At 69.4% G+C, this 17,891-nt stretch carries 16 protein-coding genes; 9 read left to right on the forward strand and 7 right to left on the reverse strand.

Features of this window, described 5'->3' with window-relative positions; genetic code table 11:
• Positions 1-205 precede the first annotated feature (205 nt).
• The 6 genes from ACH413_RS02120 to ACH413_RS02145 are packed head-to-tail and all read left to right on the forward strand — an operon-like array spanning position 206 to position 3,975.
• Positions 206-1,189 carry a HAMP domain-containing sensor histidine kinase gene (locus ACH413_RS02120; RefSeq protein WP_360029778.1) on the forward strand — a complete coding sequence of 328 codons (984 nt, stop codon included), beginning with the start codon at positions 206-208 and terminating at the stop codon, positions 1,187-1,189.
• Entirely contained in the window at positions 1,186-1,833 is a 648-nt protein-coding gene (locus ACH413_RS02125; RefSeq protein WP_360029779.1) for a response regulator transcription factor, read from the forward strand. Before ACH413_RS02120 ends, ACH413_RS02125 begins: the two co-directional genes overlap by 4 nt.
• A gap of 8 nt (positions 1,834-1,841) precedes the next feature.
• Positions 1,842-2,315 carry a TrkA C-terminal domain-containing protein gene (locus ACH413_RS02130; protein ID WP_360029780.1) on the forward strand — a complete coding sequence of 158 codons (474 nt, stop codon included), beginning with the start codon at positions 1,842-1,844 and terminating at the stop codon, positions 2,313-2,315.
• A gap of 4 nt (positions 2,316-2,319) precedes the next feature.
• Entirely contained in the window at positions 2,320-3,495 is a 1,176-nt protein-coding gene (locus ACH413_RS02135) for a cation:proton antiporter (RefSeq protein WP_360029781.1), read from the forward strand.
• Positions 3,492-3,794 (forward strand): hypothetical protein, encoded by a 303-nt coding sequence (locus ACH413_RS02140; protein WP_360029782.1) that lies wholly within the window; start codon positions 3,492-3,494, stop codon positions 3,792-3,794. Before ACH413_RS02135 ends, ACH413_RS02140 begins: the two co-directional genes overlap by 4 nt.
• A gap of 16 nt (positions 3,795-3,810) precedes the next feature.
• Entirely contained in the window at positions 3,811-3,975 is a 165-nt protein-coding gene (locus tag ACH413_RS02145; protein ID WP_360029783.1) for a hypothetical protein, read from the forward strand.
• On the opposite strand, the gene ACH413_RS02150 is transcribed toward ACH413_RS02145, so the two are convergent.
• The 3 genes from ACH413_RS02150 to ACH413_RS02160 are packed head-to-tail and all read right to left on the reverse strand — an operon-like array spanning position 3,957 to position 8,005.
• Positions 3,957-5,303, reverse strand: a complete 1,347-nt coding sequence (locus ACH413_RS02150; RefSeq protein WP_360029784.1) for a carboxyl transferase domain-containing protein — start codon at positions 5,301-5,303, stop codon at positions 3,957-3,959. The two genes, ACH413_RS02145 and ACH413_RS02150, sit on opposite strands and share 19 nt — an antisense overlap.
• Positions 5,287-6,693 carry an acyl-CoA synthetase gene (locus tag ACH413_RS02155; RefSeq protein ID WP_360029785.1) on the reverse strand — a complete coding sequence of 469 codons (1,407 nt, stop codon included), beginning with the start codon at positions 6,691-6,693 and terminating at the stop codon, positions 5,287-5,289. The genes ACH413_RS02150 and ACH413_RS02155 overlap by 17 nt, the downstream gene beginning before the upstream one ends.
• A 4-nt stretch (positions 6,694-6,697) precedes the next feature.
• Entirely contained in the window at positions 6,698-8,005 is a 1,308-nt protein-coding gene (locus tag ACH413_RS02160) for an SLC13 family permease (protein WP_360029786.1), read from the reverse strand.
• A 140-nt stretch (positions 8,006-8,145) separates the two neighbouring features.
• Here ACH413_RS02160 and ACH413_RS02165 point away from each other — a divergent pair, with 140 nt between their 5' ends.
• The gene (locus ACH413_RS02165) at positions 8,146-8,847 is read left to right on the forward strand and encodes a FadR/GntR family transcriptional regulator (protein WP_360029787.1); all 702 of its coding nucleotides are present in this window, start codon (positions 8,146-8,148) and stop codon (positions 8,845-8,847) included.
• On the opposite strand, the gene ACH413_RS02170 is transcribed toward ACH413_RS02165, so the two are convergent.
• Together ACH413_RS02170 and ACH413_RS02175 are read right to left on the reverse strand one after the other, a co-directional pair.
• Positions 8,825-11,806: a TIM-barrel domain-containing protein gene (locus ACH413_RS02170; RefSeq protein WP_360029788.1), complete on the reverse strand. Its 2,982-nt coding sequence runs from the start codon at positions 11,804-11,806 to the stop codon at positions 8,825-8,827. The two genes, ACH413_RS02165 and ACH413_RS02170, sit on opposite strands and share 23 nt — an antisense overlap.
• A 96-nt stretch (positions 11,807-11,902) precedes the next feature.
• Positions 11,903-12,508: a dihydrofolate reductase family protein gene (locus ACH413_RS02175; RefSeq protein ID WP_360029789.1), complete on the reverse strand. Its 606-nt coding sequence runs from the start codon at positions 12,506-12,508 to the stop codon at positions 11,903-11,905.
• Between the two features lie 74 nt (positions 12,509-12,582).
• Between ACH413_RS02175 and ACH413_RS02180 the strand changes: the two genes are divergently transcribed.
• Positions 12,583-13,446, forward strand: coding sequence for a LysR family transcriptional regulator (locus ACH413_RS02180; RefSeq protein WP_360029790.1), 864 nt, complete (start codon positions 12,583-12,585; stop codon positions 13,444-13,446).
• Here ACH413_RS02180 and ACH413_RS02185 read toward each other — a convergent pair.
• Together ACH413_RS02185 and ACH413_RS02190 are read right to left on the reverse strand one after the other, a co-directional pair.
• The gene (locus tag ACH413_RS02185) at positions 13,436-13,984 is read right to left on the reverse strand and encodes a DUF1062 domain-containing protein (RefSeq protein WP_360029791.1); all 549 of its coding nucleotides are present in this window, start codon (positions 13,982-13,984) and stop codon (positions 13,436-13,438) included. The genes ACH413_RS02180 and ACH413_RS02185 overlap by 11 nt on opposite strands.
• A 130-nt stretch (positions 13,985-14,114) precedes the next feature.
• Entirely contained in the window at positions 14,115-16,046 is a 1,932-nt protein-coding gene (locus ACH413_RS02190; RefSeq protein ID WP_360029792.1) for an FAD-dependent oxidoreductase, read from the reverse strand.
• A gap of 268 nt (positions 16,047-16,314) precedes the next feature.
• Here ACH413_RS02190 and ACH413_RS02195 point away from each other — a divergent pair, with 268 nt between their 5' ends.
• Positions 16,315-17,883, forward strand: coding sequence for a GMC oxidoreductase (locus tag ACH413_RS02195; RefSeq protein WP_360029793.1), 1,569 nt, complete (start codon positions 16,315-16,317; stop codon positions 17,881-17,883).
• Positions 17,884-17,891: the final 8 nt, after the last annotated feature.

Genomic DNA, 17,891 nt, shown 5'->3' on the forward strand with positions numbered 1-17,891 from the left:
GCCCTCCGCCCGCACCACCCGGCCACCCCACGCTCCCGCGCACGCCCGCACCCGCTGCGTGCGGCCCGCGTCACTTCGCCCGGCGTGACCATCCCCACCTCCGCCCCGCCCCCACCTCGCCGACCGGCGCACCTGCTGCCGCCCCGCGAACATGGGTGTTGCCACGGATGGACACGTGGCGCCCTCGCCAGTCAGCCTCGCAGGCGTGGCGGGGAGTGATCACGGAGAGGCGGCGCGCGTGTCGTTGTTCGGGCGGATCTTCCTGCTCAACGCCCTGGTCCTGGTGATGGCGGCCGCCCTGCTGGTGTTCGGGCCCGCCACGGTGTCGACGCCGGCGCCGTTGCGCGAGGTGGTGGTGCTGGCGGCCGGGCTGGTCGTGATGCTTATCGCGAACGCCGTGCTGATCCGGGTGGGACTGGCGCCGCTGGGGCGGCTCACCCGCGCGATGACCACGATCGACCTGCTCAAGCCCGGGCCGCGGCTGCAGGCGACGGGGCACGGCGAGATCGCCGAGCTGATCACCACCTTCAACACCATGATCGACCGGCTGGAGGCCGAGCGCGGGTACAGCTCGGCGATCGCCCTGTCCGCGCAGGAGTCCGAACGCCGCCGGGTGGCGCAGGAACTGCACGACGAGGTCGGGCAGTCGTTGACGGCGGTGCTGCTGAACCTCAAGCGGGTCGCGGACCAGTCGCCGCGGGAGACCCGCGAGGAGTTGCTGCAGGTGCAGGAGACGACCCGCAGCACGCTCGACGAGATCCGCCGAATTGCGAGAAGGTTGCGCCCCGGGGTGCTGGAGGAGCTTGGGCTGGTCAGCGCGCTCAAGGCCCTGACGCGGGAGGTCGGCGACCCGGCGGGACTCACGATCCGGCGGTCGTTCGACAAGAACCTGCCCGTGCTGGACGCCGAGACCGAACTGGTCGTCTACCGCGTCGCGCAGGAAGGCCTCACCAACACCGTCCGGCACGCGAACGCCCAGGAGATCGAGCTGAGCCTCACCGCCCGTCCGTCCGAAGTGGAGCTGCGCCTGCGCGACGACGGCCGGGGGATCGGCAGCAGTCAGGAAGGAGCCGGAATCCGGGGCATGCGGGAACGCGCGCTGCTGGTCGGCGCCGAGCTCACGGTCGGTCCGGCGAAGCAGGGCACCGAGGTCAGGCTGGTCGTCAAGGCGAAGGGGGAGAGCGAATGACCGTGCGCATCCTGCTCGCGGACGACCACGCGCTCGTCCGGCGCGGCGTCCGGCTGATCCTGGACAACGAACCGGACCTCGAGGTCGTCGGCGAGGCCGGTGACGGTGCCGAGGCGATCAGCAAAGCGAAGAACGAGCGGCCGGACCTGGCGATCCTCGACATCGCCATGCCGCGGCTGACCGGGCTGCAGGCCGCGCGCGAACTGTCGAGAATCCTCCCGGACCTGCGGATTCTGATCCTCACCATGTACGACAACGAGCAGTACTTCTTCGAGGCGCTCAAGGCGGGCGCGTCGGGGTACGTGCTCAAGTCCGTCGCCGACCGCGACCTGGTCGAGGCGTGCCGTTCCGCGATGCGCGGCGAGCCGTTCCTCTACCCCGGCGCGGTGAACTCGCTGATCCGCAACTACCTGGACCGCGCCAAGGAGGGCGGCGGCTTCCCGGCCAAGGCGATCACCGATCGCGAGGAGGAGATCCTCAAGCTGGTCGCGGAGGGCCACTCCTCCAAGGAGATCGCGGACATGCTCGTGATCAGCGTCAAGACCGTCGAGCGGCACCGGGCCAACCTGCTGCAGAAACTCGGGCTCAGGGACCGCCTCGAACTCACCCGGTACGCGATCCGCGCCGGGCTCATCGAACCCTAGGAACTCGAGTGAACGTCGAAGTGACGCCCCTGCCCGGCATAGGGGTCAGGCAGGACTTCTCCATCCGCTCCGGCCGCCGGATCGGCGTGATCTCCTACCGCGACGGCAAGTTCGAGCTCATCATGTCCAAACAGGACGACCCGGACACGACCGCGGCGTCGATCCCGCTCACGCCAGAGGAGGCGGGCACGCTCGCCGGTCTGCTCGGGGCGCCGCAGCTCGTCTCGAAACTGGCCAGGCAGCACGCCGACATCACCGGGATCACCACCCGCCAGCTGCCGGTCACCGCGTTCTCGTCCCGCACGCTCGGCGACACCGCGCTGCGCACCCGCACCGGCGCGTCGATCGTGGCCGTCGTGCGGTCCGGCAACGCGCATCCGTCGCCGGGCCCCGACTTCCTGTTCGAGAACGGCGATCTCGCGGTCGTCGTCGGCACCGCGGACGGTCTCGACACCGCCGCGGACATCCTGACGGGCGGCTGAACCAGTGCACGACACCACGATCGCCCTGATCCAACTGGGTGCGGTCTTCTTCGGACTGGGCCTGCTCGGCCGCCTCGCCTGGAGATTCGGCATCTCGCCGATCCCGCTCTACCTCGTCGGCGGTCTCGCGTTCGGGTCCGGTGGGCTGATCCCGTTGCACGGCATCGAGGAGTTCACGCACCTCGCCAGCGAGATCGGCGTGGTGCTGCTGCTGTTGTTGCTGGGCCTGGAGTACTCGGCGTCCGAACTGACCACCGGCTTGAAGAAGTCGTGGATGGCGGGCCTGCTCGACATCGTGCTCAACGCCGCCCCCGGCGCGATCGTCGCGCTGATGCTCGGCTGGGGTCCGGTCGGGGCGCTGGCGATGGCGGGCGTCACCTACATCTCGTCGTCCGGCATCATCGCCAAGGTCCTCGGCGATCTCGGCCGGCTCGGCAACCGCGAGACGCCGGTGATCCTGTCGGTGCTGGTGTTCGAGGACCTGGCGATGGCCGTCTACCTGCCGGTGCTCACCGCCGTGCTCGCGGGCGTCAGCTTCGTCGGCGGGCTCACGTCCGTCGGCATCTCGTTGCTCGCGATCACCGTGGTCCTGGTGGTGGCGTTGAAGTACGGCCGTGTCATCTCGGCCATTGTGGACAGTCCGGACCACGAGGTGTTCCTGCTCAAGCTCCTCGGCTCCGCGCTGCTCGTCGCCGGCATCGCGTCGGAACTGCAGGTGTCCGCCGCGGTCGGCGCGTTCCTGCTCGGCATCGCGATCTCCGGCTCCACCGCCGAGAACGCCACCCGCCTGCTGGAACCGCTGCGCGACCTGTTCGCCGCGATGTTCTTCGTGGTGTTCGGCCTCAACACCGACCCGCGCACGATCCCGCCGGTGCTCGGCATGGCGGTGCTGCTGGCGGTGATCACCACCCTGACGAAGGTCGCGACCGGCTGGTGGGCGGCACGAAGGCAGGGCATCGGGCCGATGGGTCGCGCCCGCACCGGTGCCGCACTGGTGGCACGCGGCGAGTTCTCGATCGTCATCGCCGGACTGGCCGTCGCGTCCGGCCACGTGAGCGACCAGTTAGCCGCGCTCGCCACCGCGTACGTGCTGCTGATGGCGATCATCGGCCCGATCGCGGCGCGGTTCGTGGAACCGGTCGGCGAGTTCTTCCTCCGCAGGCGGGCAGCGGCTCAGTGAGGTGGCCGGCCCTCCTGCTGGCCCTGCTGCTGGCGTTCGTCGGCACGAGCACGCGCGAAGTCTCCTCCGACCAGCCGGGATCGGGGCTGAACGCTCCGGTCTCGGCCGTCCAGGTGCTGACGACGGCGTCCCCCGACGCCTGCTGGGCACTGCTCGGGGCAGCGACCGAACCACATCCGCCCCAGGTCCGGGCACGGGTGGTCGTCGCGCGCGGGGTGAGCGTCGAGGCGACGACCTCGGGTCAGCGGTCGAGCCGGGCACCGCCTTCTGCGGCTGCTCTCGGCTCTCCGTACCCCTGACTCCTGAGGATCTCGCATGTCTTATGTCGTGTTGGTGTTGCTGGTCGCGTCCGTGCTCGTCGGTGTAGGTGCGATGGGCGCGATGGTGCAGAAGAAGGAGCCGTTCTACGGCGTGGTCGGACTCGTGACGATCTGCGTCCCGAGTTCGCTTCTGGCGTTCCTCTATCTGGCCGTGGCCTGATCAGTGGTCTGGTCGAGCTGGGCGATCCCCTGCGCCACGCCCAGCTCGACCAGGTCCTGCGGCCGCAACCGCAACTGGTCCGCCGTCTGCCGGGCCTGCGCCGGGTCCCGCTTCAGGATCGCGGTGGCCAGCTCGGGTGAGATCACCGCGAAGTAGCTGTCCGGTGTCACCCACATCCGGTCCGGCGCGGCGAACGCCAGCGCGCCACCGGACCCGCCCTCGCCGATCACCAGCGTCGTCACCGGCACCCGCGCCGCCGCGACCGCGGTGAACATGTCGGCGATCGCGGCCCCCACCCCGGCCTTCTCTGCGCCGGCGTCGTTGGCCGCGCCGGGGGTGTCCACGAGCGTCAGCACCGGGATGCCGAGCCGGTCCGCCAGCCGCACCAGCCGCGCGGCCGTGCGGAACCCGGACGGCCGTGTCGCCGTGCCGCACTGCGCCGCGTACGCGATCGTCTCGCCGTCACGATGCCCGAACCCGCACAACACCCCGGGATCCACGCCACCGCTGCGATCACCGTTGATGGGCTCGTGCCAGTCGAAGTAGGCCGCGAGGTACTGCTTGGCACGCGGACGTCCCATTGTGCGAGCGCGCACCACCGCGTCCCAGCCGGTCTTCGGCAACGTTTCCTGGCCCAGCGCCGGGGGCACGGGAGCAGGCCCGCCTCCGGACATGGTGAGCAGCCGCAGCCAGCGTTCCAGCCGGCCGGGCAACTCCTCGGCCGGCATGAGCTGGTCGACCAGCCCGGCCGCGAACTGCTGCGTCACCGAGTACCCCGGCGGCCGCACCCGCGACCCGGCGAACCCGACCTGCGCGCCCCGCAGCCCCAGCACGACGTCCGCGCCCGCCCCGAGCGTGGCCCAGCCGCCGCCGGTCGTGGGATCGCGCAGGACGGCGACGTGCGGCAGCCCGGCCTCGCGGGTCAGCGTGATCTGCCGGGCGATCCGGGACAGCTGCAGCAACGCGAGCGTGCCCTCCTGCATGCGGCTGCCCCCGGTCGCGACCAGCGACACGACCGGAAGACGGCGCTCACGGGCGTGCGTGAAGGCCTGCTCGATGCGGGCACCGGTGCGGGTGCCCAGCGAGCCGCCGAGGAAGCCGAACTCGAACGCCACCACCACGGCCGTGACGCCACCGATCTCGGCGACCCCGCAGACGACGGACTCGCGCTCACCGGTGGAGGCGGCCGCTCGCGAGAGCTGATTCCCGTAGCCGGGCCAGCCCAGGGGTCCATCCACTTCGGACAGACCCAGGTCGTCCGGCAGTTCGGCGAACGACGACGCCACCCGGCCGATCACGTCCCGGGCGCGTTCACGTCCGCAGAGCACGTTTCATCACCTTGCCCATGTCGTTGCGCGGCAACGACTCCACGAACCGCACCACCCGAGGCCGTTTGTGCGGCGTGAGCAGGCGCGCCACGTGGTCGGCGAGATCGCCGGGGGAGGGCTCGGCCCCGGCGGGCACGACCCAGGCGACGATCCGCTCGCCCAGGTCGTCGTCGGGCTCGCCCGTCACCGCGACCTCCTTCACGCCGGGGTGTTCCAGCAGGGCGTTCTCGATCTCGCCCGCGCCGATCTTGTAGCCGCCGCTCTTGATGATGTCCGTGGCCTTGCGCCCGACGATGCGGAAGTAGCCGTCCTCGTCGCGCGTGCCCACGTCGCCGGTGCGGAACCAGCCGTCCGCGAACGCCTCGGCGGTCGCGTCGGGGCGGTTCAGGTACTCGGTGAACAGGTTCGGGCCGCGCACCTGGATCTCGCCGATCGCACCGACGTCGTCCAGCGTCAGTCCGGCGTCGTCGACCAGCCGCACCTCGACGCCCGGCAACGGCACCCCGACGGCACCCGGCCTGCGGTCGCCGTCCGCACGCACGCTGGTGTTCATCAGTGTCTCGGTCATGCCGTACCGCTCGACCACCCGTTGCCCGGTCGCGGCGGCGATCCGCTCGTGGTCGCGCACGGGCAACGCCGCCGAACCCGACACCAGCAACCGCGCGCCGCTCAACGCGTTGGCGAGCAACAGATCACCGCCGACCTCTTCCGCGATGCGGTGGTACATCGTCGGAACGCCGAACATCATCGTGCCGTCGCCGTCCAACGCCGCCACCACGCCGTCGGTGGAGAACTTGCCGAGGTGGTGCAGCGTGCCACCGCGTCGCAACGGGCCGAGCACGCCGAGGATCAGCCCGTGCACGTGGAACAACGGCAGGGCGTGCACCAGCACGTCGGCAGAAGTCCACTCCCAGGCCTCCGCCACCGCGTCCAAAGTGGACACGATGGCCCGGCGCGGCAGCACGACGCCCTTGGGTGAGCCGGTGGTGCCCGAGGTGTAGACGATCAACGCCGGAGCCTCGTCGCCGGGCTCGGCGAACGGCTCGAACGAGCCGCCGTCGAGCGTGACGTCGCGGCGCGGCACCGAGTCCAGCCCGGCGGGAAGCCCCGTGCCGGGAGCCGCCAGCACCAGGGCGGGCGCGCTGTCGGCCACGATGTGGGCGAGTTCGCGTTCGCCGACCTTCGGGTTGAGCGGCACGGCGGGCACCCCGGCGAGCAGGGCCGCGACCACCGCGACACACGTCTCCATCGAGGGCGTCGCCCACACGGCCACCCGAGGCAGGCCGGACAGCTGCTGTGCCAACGGTCCGGCGCAGGCGGCCAGTTCGGCGTGGGTGAGGGTGCGGTCGCCGAAGCGGAGGGCGACGCGGTCTGACTTCAGGGCGAACATCGACTCACCAGATTCCCGGGACGACGAGGGCGAGCCAGACCAGCGGCGGCGCTGCCGCGACCATGATCCCGCCGTAGACCATCAGCTGCTTGAAGAACTTGTCGCGGTCGACGTCCTGCGCGCCGGCCAGAACCAGGGCGCCGTTGGTGGAGAACGGACTCACGTCGACCACGGTCGCCGACACCGCCAGCGCCGCGATCAGGCCGATCGCGCTGACCTCGCCCTGCAACAGGAACGGCACGGCCAGCGGGATCAGCGCGCCCATGATGCCGACCGACGACGCGAACGCGGACACGATCGCACCGATGTAGCAGATCAGCAGGGCCGCGAGCAGGGGAGCGCCGACACCCGCGACGGAGTCGCCCGCCCACTTGATCGTGCCCATGGTCTGCAGGACGGCGACGTAGGTGAGGATGCCGCAGATCAGCAGCACGGTCGGCCACGTGATCTGGGTGATCGCCTCCTTGGACGTCTCCGGCCACACCACGCTGAGCAGCACGGCGACCGTGATCGCGGCGAGGCCGACGTCGAGGTCGAACACCAGCGCCGCCACGACGAGCGCGGCCAGTCCGAGCAGGGTGGCGATGCGGGGCGCGGTCAGGGTGACGCGCTCGTCCGCCTCGTCCTCGTTGCCGTCGCCGACTCCGCCACCGAGGCTGTCGTCGCCACCGCCGGTGCGGGCCAATGCGGGCGCGTCCAGCGGCTGCCGTGCCAGTTTCATGCCGCCCAGCACCACGAACACCACGACGGCGATCAGCAGGTTCACCACGAGGCTGGCCAGGAACAGCACGATCTCGTTGCCCGGCAGGCCCTCCTTGGCCACGATGCCGTTGACGATCGTGCCGTAGATGCTGATGGGGGAGAAGCCGCCGGCCTGCGCGCCGTGCACGACCATCACGCCCATCAGCAGCGGGCTGATCTTGTACTTGGCGGCGAACCCCATCGCGATCGGCGCCACGATGGCGACCGCGGCCGGGCTCACCGCGCCGATCGCCGTCAGCACGCCGGTGATCGCGAACATCACCCACGGCATCAACGCGATCCGCCCGCCGACCAGGCGGATCGCCATGTGCACCAGCCAGTCCGTGGTGCCGTTGGCGCGGGCGATGGCGAACAGGAACGTCACCCCGACCAGCACGACGAACAACGAGCCGGGGAAGCCTTTGAAGATGTCGTCGGTCTTCATGTCCGCCACCAGCGTGCCGACCCCGAAGGCCGCGGCGAAGGCGAGCGCACCCATGTTGATCGACCTGGTCGTGGCGATGACGAACACCACGACCAGCACGAGTATCGAGATCAGTTCGGCGGACATGCAGGGCTCCCGTCGTTGGGGCTGTCCGGGTGGATGGCCTGGCTCAGTGGCCAAGTGGTTCAGCCACTTTCCGCCCACTGTCCAGCAGCTGTCAAGAGGTGGCCTAGTGGCTGAGCCACTTGACCGGTTATCCTGGGATGATGTCCGAGGCACTGCGGCCCATGGTCAAGTCCCGCCTGTACGAGCAGGTGCTCGAACGCCTGCGCGCGCACGTGGTCGAGGCCGGGCTGAGCGCGGGGGACAGGCTGCCCGCCGAACGCGACCTCGCGGCGAGCCTCGGTGTGAGCCGCGCGTCGGTCAAGCAGGCGATCGTGGTCCTGGAGGTCCAGGGCCTGGTCGAGGCACGGCACGGCGGCGGCACGTACCTGGTGCGCGACACCCTCGACGTCGAACCGGTCGAGCAGCTCGTCGAACGCCGCAAGCGCCTCCCCGAGGTGCTGGAGGCCCGCGAGGCCCTGGAGACCAAGCTCGCCGAACTCGCCGCCGAACGCCGCACCGACGCGGAGCTGGAGACGATCAGCGCGGCGCTGGACTACATGCGCGACGAGATCGCCGCCGGCGACAACGGCGTGGAAGGGGATCGCCGCTTCCACGCCGCCGTCACCGCCGCCGCGCACAGCTCGCTGCTCGCCGAGTTCATGAAGACCATCGCCGAGCAGATCACCGAGAGCCGCACCGAGTCGCTGCGCCAGCCGGGGCGCCCGTCCCGGTCACTGGCGCAGCACACCGCGATCTACGAGGCCATCGCCGCGGGGGACGCGAAGAAGGCCGCCGCGGCGATGCGCAAGCACGTGCGCACCGTCGCGAAGGTCAGACTGCTCACCTGGGTGCCCGAAGACTGACCACCGCGGGCGAGTTGCGCGCCTGCACCACGTGGCTGGTCCCGTCCGCCTTGTGCACGACGAACTTCCAGTCCCGTTTGGACACCTTGCCGGACAACACGACGATCGTGTCGCCGCGCTGGATGATCCGCGTGCGCCCGCCGTCCTCGTACAGCGTGAACTCGCCCTTCGCCCCGGCCGTGACGTGCACGGTCAGCGCGGAGGCCGTGTTCTTGGCGTCGTTGGCGACGTCGTTGCTGCGCTCGACCAGCATTCCGCCCGCGCGCAGGAACACCGGCATGGTGTCCAGGCCCGCGCTCACCGTCGCCCAGGTGTTGCCCTGGTAGACCTTCCCGGTGAAGTAGTCGGTCCACTGGCCGGGCGGGAACCAGACCCGCGTCTCACCGACGGAACCGGGCGTGGTGATCGGGGCGACCAGCAGATCCGGCCCGAGCAGGAACTGGCTGTCCACCGTGGAGTACGCCTCCGGGCTGCCCGGGTACTCCAGCCAGGCCGGACGCACCAGCGGCACACCGGTTCGCGACGCCTGCTCGGCCACCGAGTAGATGTACGGCACCAGTCGTTCCCGCAGGTTCAGGAACTTCGTCGCCGACGCCTGCGCGGCCTGGCCGTACTGCCACGGCAACCGGTCGCTGTGGTTGCTGTGCAGCCGCGTGATCGGCTGGAACGCGCCCAGCTGCACCCATCGCGCGTACATGTCGTCCGGCATCTTCGTGGTGTAGCGGAGCTGGCCGTTGTCCAGGTACTGCTCCGAGCCGCGCAGGCCGGTGGTGTCGTTGTGACCACCGATGTCGTGGCTGATGTTGGACATCCCGGTAGCCACGCCCTCGGCCGAGGTGTAGCCGATCGTCCCCTTCAACGTGCCCCACGTGGACGACGTGTCACCGGTGAAGTGCAACGTCGTGCGCTTCTCCGCCCACGGCCCGGTCGGCAACGGACCGGACCCGCTGTAGCCACCGGCCTGCAACGACCCGAAGCCGCGCGAGAACGCGAACGAGCCGATCTTCGAGTACTGCTCGTTGATCCACGTGTCCGGCGTGACGCCGCGCAACGACGAACCCGAGCCGTCGCAGCACCAGTCGAGCCACCAGAAGTCGGTGGGCATGGACTTGTGCAGGTCCAGGTAGGCGCGCAGCTGGTCGGGATCGGCCCAGTCGAACAGGTAGCAGTCCGCGCAGGAACCCTTGGCCAGCTTGCCCTTCGCGGTCGCCTGGGCGCGCGCGAAGTCCGGGTCGCTGCCCTGGATGCTCGGGTGGATGTTCAACGTGCTGTGCAGGCCTTCGGAGTGCGCCCAGTCCAGGAACCCCTGCGGGTCGGGGAACTTGGCCCGGTCCATCTGCCAGCCGTTCCAGGTGTTGCCGGCCTTGAAGTCGGTGTCCACCACCAGGACGTCCAGCGGCACACCGTGCTGCCGGAACGCGGGCAGGATCCGGTCGCGGAAGTCCGCGGCCGTCCGGTCGATGTACTCCGAGTACCAGACGCCGTAGGCCCAGCTCGGCAACAGCTTCGGGCCGCCGGTCAGCGTCGCGAGGTCACCGAGCGCCGCCTTGTAGTCCTGGCCGTACCCGAACACGTACCCGTCCTGGTACGGCAGCGCGCCCCGGTCCGCTCGTGAGGTTCCGTTGCGCAGAGCGGAAGTCGTGTCGTCCAGCAGGTACCAGCCGTCGCGGTACATCAGGCCCGGAGTGAGCTGCGGGGCGCCGTTGTCGCCGTTGTAGCCGTCGAGCGAACGCCGGTACCCGCCCAGCGCGAGGTGCTGCGTCGACGTGTTGATCCCGAGGGTGTCCAGGTTGACGTGGCAGCCGGTGGCCGGGCACGTGACCGCGAGGTCGGAAGTGCCCGCGGGCAACGAAACCTGCGCCGTCGCCGTGCCCCACGTCGCCCAGTTCGCCGTCGTGGGCAGCGTGATCGCCTGCCCGTTGAGCAGCACGGTCCGCGGTTCGTGCTTGCCGTCGCCACCGACACCGTTGGCATAGCGCAGGGTCACCGGATACGTGCCCGCCGCCGGCACGCTGGAGACGCGCTGGCTCAGCCGCGTGCCGCCGACCAGTTCGGCGACGAACCCCGTGCCGGCGAACCCGGCGTGCTCGACCGCGATCTTGGCCGCGCCGCTCAGCACGCCGTTCTCGGCTTCACAGCTCGTGCCGAACCGGCAGTCGTCGACGGCCCTGACGCTCGGATAGGCCTGATCAGGAGTGAGCAGAGCGAGGCTGTCGACGTTGACGTTGCCCGAATCGGCCGCGCCCCGCGTCAGCGAGACGCGGTGCTCGCCCGCCGACAGGTCGACGTCCGTGGATACCTGCTGCCAGGTGTCCCAGTTCGCGGTCGCCGGCAGCGTGATCTGGCGAGGAGCCTGCCCATCCACGCCGAGCCGGAGCGTGCGGTTCTCGTGCTTGCCGTCGCCGCCCTGACCGTTCGCGTACTTCACGACGACCCGGTGCCGGCCCGCGGCCGAAGCGCGCACCGTCGCCGTGATCCCGTTGTTGGTGTACGAGAACCCGGCGGCGAAGCCGGCGCCGGTGCTCCCGGCGTGATCCGCCGCCACCAGCAGGCCCTCGCGCTGCGCGTCCTCGGCCTCGCACAGCTGCCCGGTCGCACAGACCACCCGCCGCCACGGGGACGCGGTCGTGCCGGCCGTCTTGATCTCCACGTTGTCCGCGCGGAACGGCCCGGAGTCCACGCGGTAGCGCAGGGTCAGAGCCGCGGTGGTGATGGTCAGCCACCCGTCCTGCACGCGTGACGTGTAGGCCGTGCGCGGGATCGTGCGGTTTACAACGTTGTAAGTGGCCTGGTTCTCAAAGGTGCCGTTCCCGGCGAACTCGGACCGGATGAGGGTGGGGGAGAGGATCTGGAACCTGGCCTGCCCGGAGACGACCGTGCCGTTCGGCTGGGCGGTCGCGGGCGTGGGCAGGGCCAGAGGCAGCAGGGCTAGCAAAGCGACGATCTTGCGTTTCCGCATTCGTGCTCCTCGTCTGACGCCGTCGGCTTCCGAGGTGTTCAGGTAGCTGAACCTTCCTCACCTTGGCGTGACGTTGTGGAGCGATCAAGACGCCAATCAGCGCACGACCCGATACGTCACATGCGTGAACGCCGTACCCGCGCGGGAGTCGACCTGCTCCAGGTTCAGTCCGGGAACGCCGTCGAACAACCGCGTGCCGGCGCCGAGCGTGATCGGCACGATCCGCAGCCGCAGCTCGTCGATCAGGCCCGCGGTCAGGTACTGGTTGATCGTGGACGCGCCGCCGTGGATGGAGATGTTGCCGTTCCCGGCCGTCTCGCGGGCGAGTTTGAACGCCGCCGCGATGCCCTCGGTCACGAAGTGGAACGTCGTGCCGCCCTCCATCGGCTGCGGCTCGCGCGCGTGGTGGGTGAGCACGAAGACCGGCCCGTGATAGGGAGGGTTGTCGCCCCACCAGCCGTTCCACGGGCGGTCCCACGAGCCGCGGACCGGGCCGAACATGTTGCGCCCCATGATGAATGCCTTCGTCTCGGCGAGACGGTCCAGCTGCCACCGCTGCTCGGCGGGGTCCTCCATCCACGCGTGGAGCTCGCTGCCCCAGCCGTCGCCGCCGTCGTCCCCGAACGGCCGGTCCTCGGTCTGGCCGAGCCCCGCCGCGTAGCCGTCGAGGGAGATCGAGAGATCGCAGGTCACCTTGGTCATGCACCCAGCCTGGCCCGGCCGATCCATGACGTCCAATGCCAAAAACGCCGGGCTCTCATTGATAGCCTTGATGAATGCTCAGCCTGGTGCACCTCAAGGTGCTGGCGGCGGTGGCCCGGCACGGCTCGGTGACCGAGGCGGCCAAGCAGCTGCACTACTCCCAGCCGTCGGTGAGCCATCACCTCGCGAGGCTGGAGGCGGAGACGGGCGTGAAGCTCGTGCAACGCGTCGGCCGCGGCATCCGCCTGACACCCGAAGGACAACTGCTGGCGGCCCGCGCGGCCGAGATCATGGGCCGCGTCGACGCCGCTACCACCGAACTGGCCGCGCAGGTCGGTCTGCAGTCGGGACGGGTCAGGCTGGCCGCCAACGCCTCCGTCGCCGCGACGATCGTCCCGAAGGTGGCCGCGGCCCTGGCCGAGAAGCATCCGGGGCTGGAGCTCAGCCTGGTCGAACGGCATCCGGTCGAGGCGTTGCGGATGCTGCGGCACGGCGAGATCGAGATCGCCCTCGTCTTCCGGCACCCGGACACCCCGGTCGAGGAGGGCTTCCGGTTCGTGCACCTCGGTGACGACCCGATCCACCTGATCAGCCGGCAGCCGGACGACAGCCTGGCGAACCACCGGCAGTCCGCGTGGATCGGCGGCTGCGACGCGTGCCAGGAGGAGCTGGAGACGGTGTGCCGCAGCGAGGGCTTCACGCCCCGCGTCTCCTCGCACAGCGACGACATGGTGGTCGTGCAGGCCCTCGTCGCGGCGGGCGCGGGCGTCGCGATCCTGCCGGGCCTGGGTTTGCAGGCTCACCGACGGCCGGACGTGCACGCCACCGAGCTGAAGGGCTTCCACCGCCAGATCCACGCCGCCACGTACGGCGACCCGCCCGATCCTCCGGGCGTGGCCGCCGTACTGGCCGCGCTGACGGGAACTGTCAGCGTTTGAGCGTGAAGGTGAAGTCGCCGGAGACCTTGCCGGTCAACCGGATCGCCGACACCACCTTCCCCTCGACGATCAGCCGCTCGACCTCGGCCCGCGACAGACCGCAGGCGTCGGCGATCAGCCGCACCGGCCTGAGTGGAATCCGCGCCCCGAACCGCACCGCCACGTCGATCACCTCCTGTTCCAGGTGATCGGACCCGCCGGTGTCGAGCCGCCACGCGCCCTCCCAGTCGAGGGAGACGCGGTTGCGGTGCTGCAGAACGGGATCCTGCAGCAGTTCGGGCACGAGGGTGAGGTCGTTGCAGTGCAGCCGGTCCAGCAACGCGGGCCGGACCGAACGGACGTGCGCCCGCTCGAAGATCGTGAGTTTGGCCGTGTCCCCGCAGCCCGTGCAGAGGACGAGGAGCCAGGCGTCGAGGACCTTGTGGTTGGCGTTGACGCGGAACTTGCCGCTCGCCCGGAAGCGATCGGCCGCGCACACGTGACAACGACGGCGGACCAGGGGAAGACGGGTGGGCACGACGGCCCAGGTGATGAGCACAGCAGTACACCGATCGGTGAGAAGACCGCAGCAAGAGGAGCGCGGCGCTCAAGAACGCGTCGCGCAACGAAAACCAAGTGCTTGGGGAGGTCTCACACGGTGTACAACGGCACGTCCCAGCCTCGAAGATTCAGTCAGGCAGGAAGGTAGCGTCCCTGGCCGGTGCCGCTCCATTCAATTTCGGCAGGGTCGCGGCGCCGAGCACGCTCTCCAACTGCTCCCACCTCGTCACGAGGTCCGAGAGCATCAGCATCATCACGTCGGGGAAGGCGTACAGGAAGCTCTGATAGCGGTAGTGGTCCAGGTAGAACACCACGACGTCGTCGGTCAGCGCCGTCACCGAGGTGGTGCGGGCGTTGAAGAACATGTCGTAGTGGCCGAGCAGCGCGCCACGGCCGAGCACCGCGCGTTCGTAGATGCCGCCGAAGTCGATCTCGATCCGCCCGGCCGCGACCAGGAACACCCCGTGCGCCTCGTCGTCCTCGTGGAAGAGCACATCGCCTGCGGTGTAGGGGATCTCGTCGAACATCGACGCGAGCGTCTCCAGTTCGGAGTCCGCGAGCGCGTCGAACAACCGCACCCCGTGGGGATCGACGCTCTCCCGCAGGCACGCCACCCGTTCGGTGAGTTCGGACGACGTGATGTGGTTCATCCGCATCCGCACGAACCGCAGCATCCGGTCGGTGTTGCGCGACTGGGCGCGCGACTTCCCGGCGCTGGGCGGGGTGTAGAGGGTCGAGTCGCCGCTGATCCGCGCGGCCTCGCGGCGGCCGGACTCGTAGGCGCTGTGCACACAGCCCCAGTGGTAGGGATTCGTGCCCTCACCGGCGAAGAACAGTCTGTTGCCGACCGGTTCCGCGAGGGTCGCGATGTCCTTGGACGACGAGCCGACACCGATGCAGGTGTACGAACCCAGCGCGTACGGATCTGACGACCACGTGGTGCGCGAGACGGAGTCAGGAGCGGGGGCGTCCGTGCCGAAGAGGTCCTGGACGACCTCGGTCGCGTACGCCGAGACGTCCTCCGCGGACCAGGTCTCCATCTCGCGGCCGAGCGAGGCGCCGAGCAGCATCACCAGGATCGCTTTGCCGTGCGACTTCCACATGCTGATGACGACGGTGGGGTAGCGGTCCGTGTCCCGGCACAGATAGCCGAAGACGTACTGATCCGTGGGCCAGAACGGTGCGGAGTAGTGCAGCGCGATCTTGTTCAGCGTGCCGAAGCCGAGCCGGGCGATCGCGGACCGCTTGGCCTCGGGCAGCGGTGGCCAGAACTCCACGGCGCCGGCCTTCAGCACGCCGAGCGGCAACGTCACGAGCACCTTGTCCGCCGCGAACATGCCCTGGTCCGTGAACACCTGCCCTTCCTCGACGTGCGTGACCACGTGTCCCAGCCGGACGTCGAGCCCGTCGGCCAGAGCGTCCACAACGGACTGGTAGCCCTGGTGCAACGTGCTGTCGCCGTAGCCGTAGACGAGGTAGCCGTCTTCCCAGTGCTTCAACGAGAGCTTGTCGGGATCTTCCGCCGCGTCCTCGCGCAGGATGACGTTCAGGTGGTACCGCACGGCCTGTTCGTCCTCGGGGGACAGCCGGCGCTCGGCGAGGATCTGCCGCATCGCCTCGCCCAGCGGGACGTCCGGATGATCTCCCTTGCGTGCCACCGCGGCACGGCGTTCGAGTTCGTGCAGCACCTCGTCGGCCAGTTCGAGGGTGCGGCTCTTGTAGCGGTGGTTCACCGCCCGCCGGTCAGCCCCGAACAGGTCGAGGCTGTCGAACCCGCCGGTGTAGGCGCTGTCCCCGCCCACGTAGCTGTACGGGATCCCCAGGTCCTCGACCAGTTCGGTGATCGGGTTGCCGTCCGTGCCGTGGATCCAGTGCGCGCCCAGGTCGACCCCGTGCTCGTCGGTCCAGATCCGGCCGCCGACCCGGTCCCGCGCCTCCAGCACGGTCACCGGATGGCCGAGTTCGTGCAACGCGCGCGCCGCTGCCAGGCCGGACACTCCCGCGCCGACCACCAGGACGCTCGCTCTCGCGTCCTCACCACCATCAGATACCGAGGGCATCGCTCGATTGTCGGGCGGCCATGCGTGGCCGGACATTCCCGGATCGTGTGGTCGTACTGGGCCGTACGGGTTGTCCGCGGGACACCCGGATCTCGTCGTCAAGACGCTCACCTGCGCCGCGCACCTGGGCGAACCGGGACTACCAGGTAGTGACTTGATCTACAACCGCCGGTATAACTTGTTCTCATGCGCCCACAGTGAGGAAGATCACATGACCCACACAATGACGTGTGACAACGGTTTCAAGGGTCCTTCACGACGTTCGTTCATGGCTGGAACAGGTTCTATTCTTGGAGCTGTCGCCCTCGGAGGCGTCGCTCCGGTGGCCCAGGCGGCGGCCTCGATCGCCGACGCGGCCGTCATACCCGCGCTGGTGATCGGCACGGGCTACGGCGGAAGCGTGGCGGCCCTGCGTCTCGCCCAGGCCGGTGTCGACGTCCACATGGTCGAGATGGGCATGGCGTGGGACACCCCCGGCGCCGACGGGAAGATCTTCGCCAACACGACGACCCCGGATCAGCGGTCCTTCTGGCTGCGCACCAAGACGAAACAGCCGCTGAGCCACTTCCTGGGCATCCCCATCGACAAGACGATCCCGCGCTACACGGGCATCCTCGACGCCGAGGAGTTCGCCGGCATCACCGTCTACCAGGGACGCGGCGTCGGTGGCGGTTCGCTCGTCAACGGCGGCATGGCCGTGACGCCCAAGCGCGAGAACTTCGGCGACGTCCTGCCGACGGTGAACGCCGACGAGATGTACAACACCTACTACCCGCGCGCCAACGCGGAACTCGGCGTCAACCTGATCAGGGCGGCCTGGTTCGACTCGACCGAGGCCTACCAGTACGCGCGGGTCGGCCGGAAGCACGCTCAGCGGTCGAACTTCCCGTACGTCTTCGTGCCCACCGTGTACGACTGGAACTACATGGAACAGGAGGCGGCCGGCACCGTGCCGAAGTCGGCGCTGGCCGGCGAGATCCTGTTCGGCAACAACTACGGCAAGAAGTCGTTGCAGAAGACCTATCTCACCAAGGTCAGGGCGACCGGCCGGGTCACCATCTCGCCGCTGCACCGGGTCGTCAACGTCATGCCCGCGACGGGCGGCTACAAGGTCACCATCGAGCAGCTCAACACCAACGGCGACCCGATCGCCGTCAAGGAGATCACGGCGGCGAAGGTGTTCTTCGCGGCGGGCAGCGTCGGAACGAGCAAGCTCCTGGTCAAGCTGAAGGCCACGGGCGCGTTGCCGAACCTGAACGGCGAGGTCGGCAAGGGCTGGGGCGACAACGGCAACGTGATGTGCGGCCGCGCGAACCACATGTGGGACGCGACCGGCGCGCTGCAGTCGTCCATCCCGACGCTGGGCATCGACAACTGGGCGGCCGGCGGCGCGTTCGCCGAGGTGGCACCACTGCCGACCGGTATCGAGACCTACGCGTCGTTCTACCTGTCGATCACGAAGACCCCGAACCGCGGGCAGTTCACCTGGAACGCCTCCGCGGGCAAGGTCGACCTGAACTGGCAGACGGCGTGGAAGGAGGTCTCGATCAACGCCGCGAAGTCCATCTTCGACAAGATCAACTCAAAGGAGGGGACGATCTACCGGACCGACCTCTTCGGCGTGTACAAGGTCTGGGGCGACCACCTGACGTACCACCCGCTCGGCGGCGCGATCCTCGGCAAGGCCACCGACAACTACGGTCGCCTGCAAGGTTATCCGGGGCTGTACGTCATCGACGGGTCGTTGATTCCCGGCAGCACCGTGGTGAACCCGTTCGTCACGATCACGGCGCTGGCCGAGAGGAACATCGAGAAGATCATCGCGACCGATCTCTGACCGGTCGC

Source organism: Lentzea sp. NPDC020367 (assembly GCF_044387305.1).
Lineage (GTDB): Bacteria > Actinomycetota > Actinomycetes > Mycobacteriales > Pseudonocardiaceae > Lentzea.

Excerpts from the sequence above, each read along its gene's own strand:
- ACH413_RS02170 (WP_360029788.1), bottom strand. The coding sequence starts at position 11,806 with ATGCGGAAACGCAAGATCGTCGCTTTGCTAGCCCTGCTGCCTCTGGCC.
- ACH413_RS02195 (WP_360029793.1), top strand. The coding sequence starts at position 16,315 with ATGGCTGGAACAGGTTCTATTCTTGGAGCTGTCGCCCTCGGAGGCGTC.
- ACH413_RS02125 (WP_360029779.1), top strand. The coding sequence starts at position 1,186 with ATGACCGTGCGCATCCTGCTCGCGGACGACCACGCGCTCGTCCGGCGC.
- ACH413_RS02155 (WP_360029785.1), bottom strand. The coding sequence starts at position 6,693 with ATGTTCGCCCTGAAGTCAGACCGCGTCGCCCTCCGCTTCGGCGACCGC.
- ACH413_RS02180 (WP_360029790.1), top strand. The coding sequence starts at position 12,583 with ATGCTCAGCCTGGTGCACCTCAAGGTGCTGGCGGCGGTGGCCCGGCAC.
- ACH413_RS02160 (WP_360029786.1), bottom strand. The coding sequence starts at position 8,005 with ATGTCCGCCGAACTGATCTCGATACTCGTGCTGGTCGTGGTGTTCGTC.
- ACH413_RS02190 (WP_360029792.1), bottom strand. The coding sequence starts at position 16,046 with ATGCCCTCGGTATCTGATGGTGGTGAGGACGCGAGAGCGAGCGTCCTG.
- ACH413_RS02165 (WP_360029787.1), top strand. The coding sequence starts at position 8,146 with ATGTCCGAGGCACTGCGGCCCATGGTCAAGTCCCGCCTGTACGAGCAG.
- ACH413_RS02175 (WP_360029789.1), bottom strand. The coding sequence starts at position 12,508 with ATGACCAAGGTGACCTGCGATCTCTCGATCTCCCTCGACGGCTACGCG.
- ACH413_RS02145 (WP_360029783.1), top strand. The coding sequence starts at position 3,811 with ATGTCTTATGTCGTGTTGGTGTTGCTGGTCGCGTCCGTGCTCGTCGGT.